The 8,623-nt window shown below is 60.5% G+C and carries 8 protein-coding genes; 1 reads left to right on the top strand and 7 read right to left on the bottom strand.

The features are described from left to right. Positions 1-23 precede the first annotated feature (23 nt). The 4 genes from NUW23_13870 to NUW23_13855 all read right to left on the bottom strand — a co-directional run bounded on the left by NUW23_13870 (position 24) and on the right by NUW23_13855 (position 2,675). Entirely contained in the window at positions 24-1,193 is a 1,170-nt protein-coding gene (locus NUW23_13870; protein MCR4427248.1) for a permease, read from the bottom strand. 6 nt (positions 1,194-1,199) lie between these two features. Next, on the bottom strand, positions 1,200-1,550 hold the full coding sequence (locus NUW23_13865; protein MCR4427247.1) for a metalloregulator ArsR/SmtB family transcription factor: 351 nt from the start codon (positions 1,548-1,550) through the stop codon (positions 1,200-1,202). Between the two features lie 70 nt (positions 1,551-1,620). Continuing rightward, the gene (locus NUW23_13860; protein ID MCR4427246.1) at positions 1,621-2,199 is read right to left on the bottom strand and encodes a permease; all 579 of its coding nucleotides are present in this window, start codon (positions 2,197-2,199) and stop codon (positions 1,621-1,623) included. Further along, complete coding sequence (locus NUW23_13855; GenBank protein MCR4427245.1) at positions 2,196-2,675, bottom strand: permease; 480 nt, start codon at positions 2,673-2,675, stop codon at positions 2,196-2,198. Before NUW23_13855 ends, NUW23_13860 begins: the two co-directional genes overlap by 4 nt. A gap of 506 nt (positions 2,676-3,181) precedes the next feature. On the opposite strand from NUW23_13855, the gene NUW23_13850 reads away from it, so the two are divergent. Continuing rightward, entirely contained in the window at positions 3,182-5,068 is a 1,887-nt protein-coding gene (locus tag NUW23_13850) for an NFACT family protein (protein MCR4427244.1), read from the top strand. Here the strand turns inward: NUW23_13850 and NUW23_13845 are convergent. From NUW23_13845 to NUW23_13835, 3 genes are all read right to left on the bottom strand, one after another. After that, positions 4,988-6,163, bottom strand: coding sequence for a CapA family protein (locus tag NUW23_13845; GenBank protein MCR4427243.1), 1,176 nt, complete (start codon positions 6,161-6,163; stop codon positions 4,988-4,990). The genes NUW23_13850 and NUW23_13845 overlap by 81 nt on opposite strands. 113 nt (positions 6,164-6,276) lie before the next feature. Next, a complete protein-coding gene (purB, locus tag NUW23_13840; GenBank protein ID MCR4427242.1) occupies positions 6,277-7,569 on the bottom strand; it encodes an adenylosuccinate lyase in 1,293 nt (430 codons plus the stop codon). Further along, positions 7,566-8,495 (bottom strand): RluA family pseudouridine synthase, encoded by a 930-nt coding sequence (locus NUW23_13835; GenBank protein ID MCR4427241.1) that lies wholly within the window; start codon positions 8,493-8,495, stop codon positions 7,566-7,568. The genes purB and NUW23_13835 overlap by 4 nt, the downstream gene beginning before the upstream one ends. Between the last annotated feature and the right edge of the window lie 128 nt (positions 8,496-8,623).

The following is an 8,623-nucleotide window of genomic DNA, read 5'->3' as shown; positions in this document are numbered from 1 at the left end:
GCTTCAGATCTTCTTCTGCAGGCTCACCCAGTGATCGTCCCGAATATGAATCCGCTGATCGTCGCCATCACCACAACCAGAGCAACATACGTCGCTGTCTTCTTGGGTCCGAGTGTTGAGTTGATAACCAGCATGCTCGGCAGGCTCAGCGCAGGCCCAGCCAGCAGCAACGCCAATGCGGGTCCCTGCCCCATCCCGGACCCCAGCAACCCTTGGATGATCGGGATCTCAGTCAGGGTCGCAAAGTACATCACCGCGCCGGAGATCGATGCGATGAAATTGGCCGAAAGAGAGTTGCCTCCCACGACCCTGGCCACATACTGGGAAGGGATGAGCCCGGCGTCCACTCCGGGCCGGCCGGTGAGTAACCCGGCGAGGAGCACGCCACCGAACAGCAACGGCAGAACCTGCTTCGCGAAGCTCCACGTGGAGTCTCTCCACTGCGTAAGCTCCTCCCGGTTGAACCAGGTCATAGCCTGGTAAGCCAGGAAGCCCAAGAGTGCGAAGGTCAGGTACCACTTGATCCGCCAGACCGCGAAGAAGACCCCTATCGGTTCAGAAGGCTTGCCCCACGCGGCGAAAACCAGAATCCCCACCAGCGTGGCGAAGTACACGGTGGTCTGTCCGAGTGTGCGGCCGCCCGTTTCTACCGGCGCCGACGCGAAGCCCTTCTGGCGTTCCGATTCTTCGTCTCTGAATATGGCTGCCATGATGAGCCCGATTACAATCGAGAACACCACGGCGCCCACCGCCCTCGCGACTCCGATCTGCCATCCAAGCACCCGGGCCGTGAGGATTATCGCGAGTACATTGATGGCCGGACCTGAGTAGAGAAAAGCCGTCGCTGGTCCCAAGCCGGCTCCCTTCTTGTAGATGCCCATGAAGAGAGGCAGCACGGTGCACGAACACACCGCCAGAATCGCGCCGGAAACTGAGGCCACCGCGTAGGCGAGCCACTGTTTTGCCCCTTTGCCCAGGTACCTCATTACGGACTTGGCGGATATGAAGTTCTGCATCGCTCCCGCTATGAAGAATGCTGGAACAAGGCAGAACAAGACGTGCTCACGAGCGTACTCTTGAAGCATGTGCAGAGCCTCGAGCACAGCACTCTGTACACGGGGACTGCTGAGAGGTGCGAAGTATGCAATTAGGAATACTCCTACTAATAGTGAAAACGCCTTCAGCTCTTTCACATGAGGTCACTCCTTGATAGTCATGGACGGACTGTCCTCCACGAGAAGACAGTCCGCCGACACTTCCGTCGAACCGTGCTGGTCCATGTTATCTATGCACTTAATGAGCTGGTGAACGCACTGGGCCTCCAGACGGTACCAGACATTGAGGCCATCTTTCCTAGGGGCAACAACCCCGGCATTCTTGAGCACACTCAGATGCTTCGAGATCGTTGACTGGTCAAAGCCCAGGCGCTCGACAAGCTCGCAGACACACTTCTCTCCCTCTTCGGCCAGGATCTCTGCGATCCTGACGCGTGTCTCGTGCGCAAGCGCCTTGAACACAGAAACGCGCCTTTCGATCTTGTCCGTGAGCATGTCACCTCATCACCTTTATGGCTATATTACCATATTACCATGTAAGCCGCAAGAGACAATTTCGCGGCGATCAGAAACCGGATCCGGCTTCGCCCGCGTGCTTGCGGTATATGGCGTCCCTGTCACTCTCAGGTACAAATCTGAGGATGATCTGGGTCATGAGCAGGATCCCGACAACACTCACAAGCCAACGGGTGACCGCGAATCGAGCTCCGAGCGCAGACATCTCGAAAAGGAACATGGGGATCTTGAGCGTAGACCAAGCCCCGAGGAAGATCATTACATTGGAGAGCTTCGCACCTTTGCGCACCATGACTCCCGCCGCCGGAAACGCAGCATACAATGGACCTGCTGCGGCTGCCCCCAGTAGTATGCTGAGAAGGACTCCGAGGATCCCTGAGCCCTCGCCCAGCAACCGGATTATTCTCTCCCTGGGCACCCACACATCCATCAGCCCCAGCAGGATGAAAATGGGCGGGATGACTGCAAGCATCTCGCGGAAATTGACGAGTGTGTTACGCAACACCAGGCCGCCGGTGACTGGACGCGCAGCCAGAATGAAGGCATCGACGCCGAGGATTATAATGAAGTACCTGTAGGTCCAGAAGAGACTCCTTCGTTGAGCTTTCCTATCGGTCTGTATGTTCATGAGACCACCATCCCAACCACCGCCGCAGCCGCAAATGAGAACAGATAGGCGAGTCCGTTGCGGAGCAGAGTGATCCGCTTGTTGAAATACCTGGTCTCGAGAGGGGCGGTCACAAACCCGACCATCATCAGTGTCGACACGAAGACCGTAACCTGCATTATGCCAGCGCCTCTATCAAGAAGCGATTTGGCGAGGGGAAAAGCCACGAACCCAGGCATCAGAGTGACCGCCCCCACGACCGACGTGATCAGCATCCCGAACAGACCTGTCTCGGCGCCAATCAGACCGGCCACGAAATCCGGCGATAGGAATGTCAGGATGAGCCCCACCAGCCCGAGCACGACCGATAAATCAGGCAACAGGGTCAGAAAGGCCTTCAGCGCCTTCATCAGTGCCAGCCAGGTTCTGTCCTTGTCTCTCCACAGTGAGACGGCCAGGAAAAACGCAGAGACTACATAAAGAACCTTCGTGAACAACGTGGTCACTCCCGTGTCTGCCCATCCCAGGCCATGGTCTGCCCAGGAGATATCGAGCATGCTTCCATTGCGGGTTCAACCAGGCCTACGGCGGAATCAGCAACATCATTCAGCCAGTCTTCGGCCTTGAGATCCTGCGCCCGTATCCTCCCTGCCTATCTACCTCCGGTCTCTCTGGCCAGACATTCATGGCTATATTACCATAAAGCCAATAACGGCGCAACAGCGAGTCTGTGTTCTCTCCACGGGTCATCATCAAGTTCGCATCTCGTGCAGGTCCTGTGGGCAACCGAGGACTCCCGATCGCGGACGATCCGCGGCTTGCACGGCGGTTCCCGGTCGGCGGATCCTGGATCCACCCGGGCACACGCGCCCGGGCCTGGTTGACTCGCGGCAATGACGCGGCTATACTCCTACTCGGGACTCGACGGTGCCGGCTGCCGCTCCGGGCCGCCTCGGCCCAGTTGAACGGTTGCGGGCGCTCATTCAGCAAGGGGGTCCTACCAATGCAGGTTGACGGGATAACTCTCTCGGCAGTGGTCCGCGAGATTCACGGGACCTTCGCGGGCGCGAGGATCGACCGGATCCAGTCGCCGTCCCGCGATTCCGTCTTGTTGCACGTGGGAAGAGGCAAGGCCGGAATGGTCATCATCTCCGCCTCTCCCCATTCGGCACGCATCCACGCCGTCGCCTCGCAGCCGTCCAGCCTTCCCGAACCTCCCCCGTTCTGCATGATCCTCCGCAAGTACCTGGTTGGCGGCCGGATCGTCGGCATTACCCAGGCCGGGCTCGAGCGTGTCGTGGAAGTAGAGGTCACAGGGTGGGCGGACGAAGATGAATCGCAGCACAAACGAGTCATCGTGGAGGTCATGGGCAAGAGGAGCAACATCATCCTGGTGGATGCCTCAGGCACAATCCTGGATGCCGCGCGCAGAGTGGACGAGTCACTCAACCGGTACAGGCAGATACTCCCCGGCCTCCCCTACATCTCTCCCCCTCCTCTCGAGAAGCTGAACCCGTTGGGCGTAGAGGAAGATGCATTTCTCGCAGGGCTCGAGCGGTACTCGCTTCGCGCGAGGGCCGATGGGGGGCATGCACGTGACTCAGTCTCAGACGCGCTTTCAGCGACTTTCGCGGGGTTCAGCCCGGCAACCGCGGCGGAGCTGGCGTTTCGTGCCGGCATAGACTCGACCCGGGCAGCGGTGGGACTCACAGGTCCTGAGCTCTCGCGGCTGTGGGAGTCATTCCGCGGCGTGATGCAGAGGGTTCGCGCAGGCGAGTTCGAGCCGGCCGCCGCCTTTGACCGGTCGTCCGGCAAGCCTGTCGCTCTCTCTGTCGTTGGGCTGTCACACCTAGCCGGGTCATGTGAGATCAAGCCGTATCCCAGCCCCAGCTCGATGCTGGCCCACGTGTTCTCCAGGGCAGAGCTTCTGGAGAGGCTCGACGGCGAAAGGCGTATGCTGGCGCGGGAGGTCTCCACGTTGATCGCCCGATCTCAAAGGAAGCTTGCGACGCAGGAAGCCGAGTTGCTCGCGGCTTCAGACGCGTCATCCATCAAGAGGGCGGGCGACCTGCTCACGGCGAACCTTCACGCCCTGGGGACGGGTCCGCTCGGGAAGGAGAGCGTGACGGTGGTCGACTACTACGACCCCGGACTGACTGAGACCAGGGTGGAAGTTGATCCCGCCCTCACCGCTTCGGAAAACGCACAGGCGTACTTTCTCCGGTACGCCCGTGCCAGGCGCGCCCAGCAGACGGTGGCCGCCAACGTCGAGGCAACCAGAGATGAGCTTGCTTATCTGGAGAGTGTCAGGGCGGCGCTTGACATGGCGGAGTCCCCCGCTGACCTGGGGGGTATAAGGGAGGAGCTCCGCGCTTTGGGGTACGTGAGGCAAGAGCAGACCGGGGCACGCAGAAGAAGCCAGGCCCATCAAGGCCGCTCCGGCCCACCTGGGGCGGCTAAGGCTGCAATGCCCGCCCATTACCAGGACGCCACGGGGCACGACATATATGTGGGCAGGAACAACCTACAGAACGACCACCTCACCGGGAAGCTAGCTCGGGACGCTGACCTGTGGCTGCACGCCAAGGATGTTCCTGGATCCCATGTGGTCATCAGGCGCCGACCGGGCCAGCCGGTCCCGGACGAGACCATCTACGCCGCCGCGCTCCTCGCGGCCTATTACAGCCGGGCGCGGATGTCATCCAAAGTGGCGGTGGATTACACCGACCGGCGGCACGTACGCAAGCCTCGGGGAGCCAAACCCGGGATGGTCATATACGACAACCACAGGACCGTATGGGTGACTCCGTCAAGGGAGGAGCTTCAACGCGCGCTCGGACTTAGCACGGCTCTCCCCGGGAGGGATCAGGACTCTGCCCCTGTCTCCTGATGCCCAGACCACGGTGGACCTCCGAGACGATAACCTGGCCATATCCCTGATAGCCGCCCTCGCCCTGTTCGAGTTGAGCGGGCGAGGGCAGCAGTTCTCTATTCTGCACGGTATGAACTCACAAGAGACGACCCTGTCACGCGCCAGAGTCACAAGGGCTATCATGCTGTCCACTGTCAGAGGTTTTCGCTGGTCGAAGATGAAGTTGCCCAGGGAGTAGAAGATCACCGCCCCGCGGTACACTTCTATGGGCTGCAGCACGTGCGGGTGATGCCCTAGCACGACGCTGGCGCCGGCCTCAGCCACGAGCTGGGCCAGGCGGATCTGCCGGTCAGAGGGAATCTGAACGTACTCGTCACCCCAGTGAAAAGAAACGACCACATGGTCGGCATTCCGCTTCGCCCGTCTAACATCCTCCAGGATCAACTGCTCATCCATGGGCGCGACGCCGGGACGATCCCTGCCGGCCGCGAACCATTTTGGGTAGGAATAGGACCAGAAGATGTAGGCGAGTTCGCAGTAGGCCAGAAAGGCAACTGAGATGCCCCGAGACGAGATGACGGCGCCCCTTCTCGCCGCAGCCAGGTCCGCGCCGGCGCCTACGGCCCTGATCCCCGAGGCTGCCAGGACTCGCATGGTGTCGAGGAGTGCAGGGTCATCGTAGTCGAGAATGTGATTGTTTGCAAGGGAGATCACGTCCACACCCGCCCGGAGGAGCTCATTTGCGAAGGATGGGTCAGATCTGAACCATATGCCCTTCCCCGGAATCGGACTGCCGCTGGTGCTCAGGCTAGTCTCGAGGTTCAGGAAGCAGATGTCCGCCCTGGAGAGGATATCGGACGTGGCACTGAAAGGGTAACCTGGCCCGTGCGCGGCTGTCTGAGCCTTCACCCCGCGGTCGAACATGGTGTCGCCGGCCGCGGCCAGAGTTATCCTGGTCTCGACCGCCTCCGATGCCACACGTCTCACCGCCGCGTCTGAGACCGCGAGGACAGCTCCGCCCCCATCCCGGCCACCCGGCAAGCGCAGGGCCAGTCCAAGGAGAACCGCGAGGAGAACTGCCGCGAGCACGGACAGCCCAAGCCTAAGCCTCATACACCACATTCCAGGACCCCTGCCCGCATCACCATCTAGCCCCGTGGCTCTGGGCCCGCCTGCCGCGCCAGAACCCGTCGTGCACCCCCTCCCACCTCACTTGAGCCGGTCGATCAGAGCCCAAAACGGGCGAAGACCGCATCGATGTGGGCAAGAGCAGATCTTGGATCAAAGCACCGGTCCAGGATATCCGGGTCGACGCGAGCCACGACGTCAGGATGGTTTCGAATGAGTTCTCTGAAGTCCAAACCTTCCGCCCAGGCCTTCATGGCGGCTCCCTGCACGATCTCGTAGGCCTTTTCCCGGAGCAATCCGGCGTCGACCAGCGCTAGGAGGACTGATCCCGAGAAGATCAGACCCCGGGTCATCTCCAAGTTCGCCGCCATCCGCTCTCGGTTTACGCTCATATTCTGCACAACCCACGTGAACTTCCTCAACATGTAGTCCAGAAGTATGGTGGAATCCGGGACTATCACCCGCTCAACCGACGAATGGCTTATGTCCCGTTCGTGCCAGAGTGAAATGTTCTCCATCCCTGCCTGGGCATTCCCCCGTAGAATGCGAGCGAGCCCGGCGATCCGCTCACAGAGGATCGGGTTCCTCTTGTGGGGCATTGCGGACGAGCCTTTCTGTCCTTTCCCAAAGGGTTCGGCCGCCTCGGCGACCTCAGTGCGCTGCAACGCGCGGACCTCGGTGGCGAACTTCTCCAAGGACCCCCCCACTACGGCGATTTCAGCAAGATACTCGGCGTGTCTATCCCTCTGGAGAATCTGCGATGACGCTTTGGCTGGCACAAGGCCGAGTTGGGCGCAGACATAGGCCTCTATCTCCGGCGGCACATTTGCGTAAGTCCCCACTGCTCCTGAGATTTTGCCGACGCCTATGACCTCCCCCGCCCTGACAAGGCGATCCCTGGCCCGCTCAAGTTCCCCAAGCCACACCAGAAGTTTGAGTCCGAAGGTCATGGGCTCAGCGTGGACTCCGTGAGTGCGGCCGATCATTGGGGTGTACTTGTGTTCAGCGGCTTTCTCTCTCACCGCTTCGATCAGCGTGTCCACATCTTCAATGAGCTCATTCGCTGCCTGCTTCATCAGGAAGGCGAAGGCCGTGTCGACCACGTCGGAGGAGGTCATGCCGAGGTGTATGTACTTGGAGCTCTCACCCACCCTCTCCGCGACTGCGGTGAGGAAAGCTATGACGTCGTGGTTGACGGTCTCCTCTATCTCCCTGACCCTGGCCAAGTCGAAGCCGGCCCGATTGCGGATCTCGGAAACTGCCTCCTCCGGCACTCTGCCCAATTTGGCCCAGGCCTCGGCCGCAAGAATCTCGATCCTGAGCCAGACATCCAGCTTGGACTCTTCTGTCCAGAGCGCTTTCATCTTAGGGTAACTGTACCTGTCGATCATTGGGATCCCCCTTTCCGCCGCGCACGCAACTTGGCGAGGGCGGACTTCATGTCTTCCGGCATCGGAGCCTCGAATCTCTTTCGATCTCCAGTTTCGGGATGGGTGAACTCCAGGGATTCGGCGTGGAGCGCCTGAGCGTGCAGCCCTAGTTCCCCACGCACACCACCGTAGATTGGGTCTCCAGCCACCGGGCGGCCTATGTACTGCATATGGACGCGTATCTGATGTGTTCGCCCAGTCTCAAGGACCACGCGAACCAGAGTGTAGTCTCCGAACCTCTGTTCTACATGAAACCGGGTTACCGCGCGCCTTCCGTCCGCACGCACCGCCTGGCGCTTTCTGTCCACCGGGTGACGGCCGATGGGCGCATCGATGACGCCGTCGTCCTCTGAGATGTTGCCACGGACAATGGCCACATACTCTCTGGTGACCTTTCTCGACGCGAGGTCGGCCGCAAGCCTGAGATGCACAGAATCGTTCTTGGCCACCACCATGACCCCGGACGTGTCCCGGTCTAGCCTGTGCACTATTCCAGGCCGGACGACACCTCCGATGCCGGAGAGGTCTTTGCACCTTGCAAGAAGGGCGTTTACAAGGGTCCCACTGTGCCTGCCCGCACCCGGGTGTACCACCATGCCCCTGGGCTTGTTCAGCACGAGAAGACCTGCGTCTTCATAGATGATGTCCAAGTCGATCTCCTCAGGCTCGACCGTCTCGGGCTCCGGCTGAGGGATCGACACACTGATCAAGTCCCCAGGCCGGACCCGATAGGAGGCCTTCTCGTGCCGACCGTTCACCCTCACCATACCCTGGTCTATCAGCCGGCGAAGAAAGGAACGCGAAGGAGCTGCATGCTCCTTCGCGAGATATGCGTCCAGACGAACCTGGTCATCCCAAGGGCCCGGACGGAATGACCTGGTCTCCATGGTCTACGCTCCGGTCGAGACGTGCTTTCCCCAGGACCTCTCCGAAGCAAGCACTTGCATGGCCCAGAACGCGGCTATCCCCAGAATGATGCAGAGAATCTGTGTCACAGTGAGCGGGGCAAAGTAGT

The organism is Bacillota bacterium, from assembly GCA_024655925.1.
Classification (GTDB): Bacteria; Bacillota; DTU025; order DTU025; family JANLFS01; genus JANLFS01.
The sequence above is the reverse complement of the archived record's forward strand: the minus strand, read 5'-3'. Positions and strand labels throughout refer to the sequence as shown.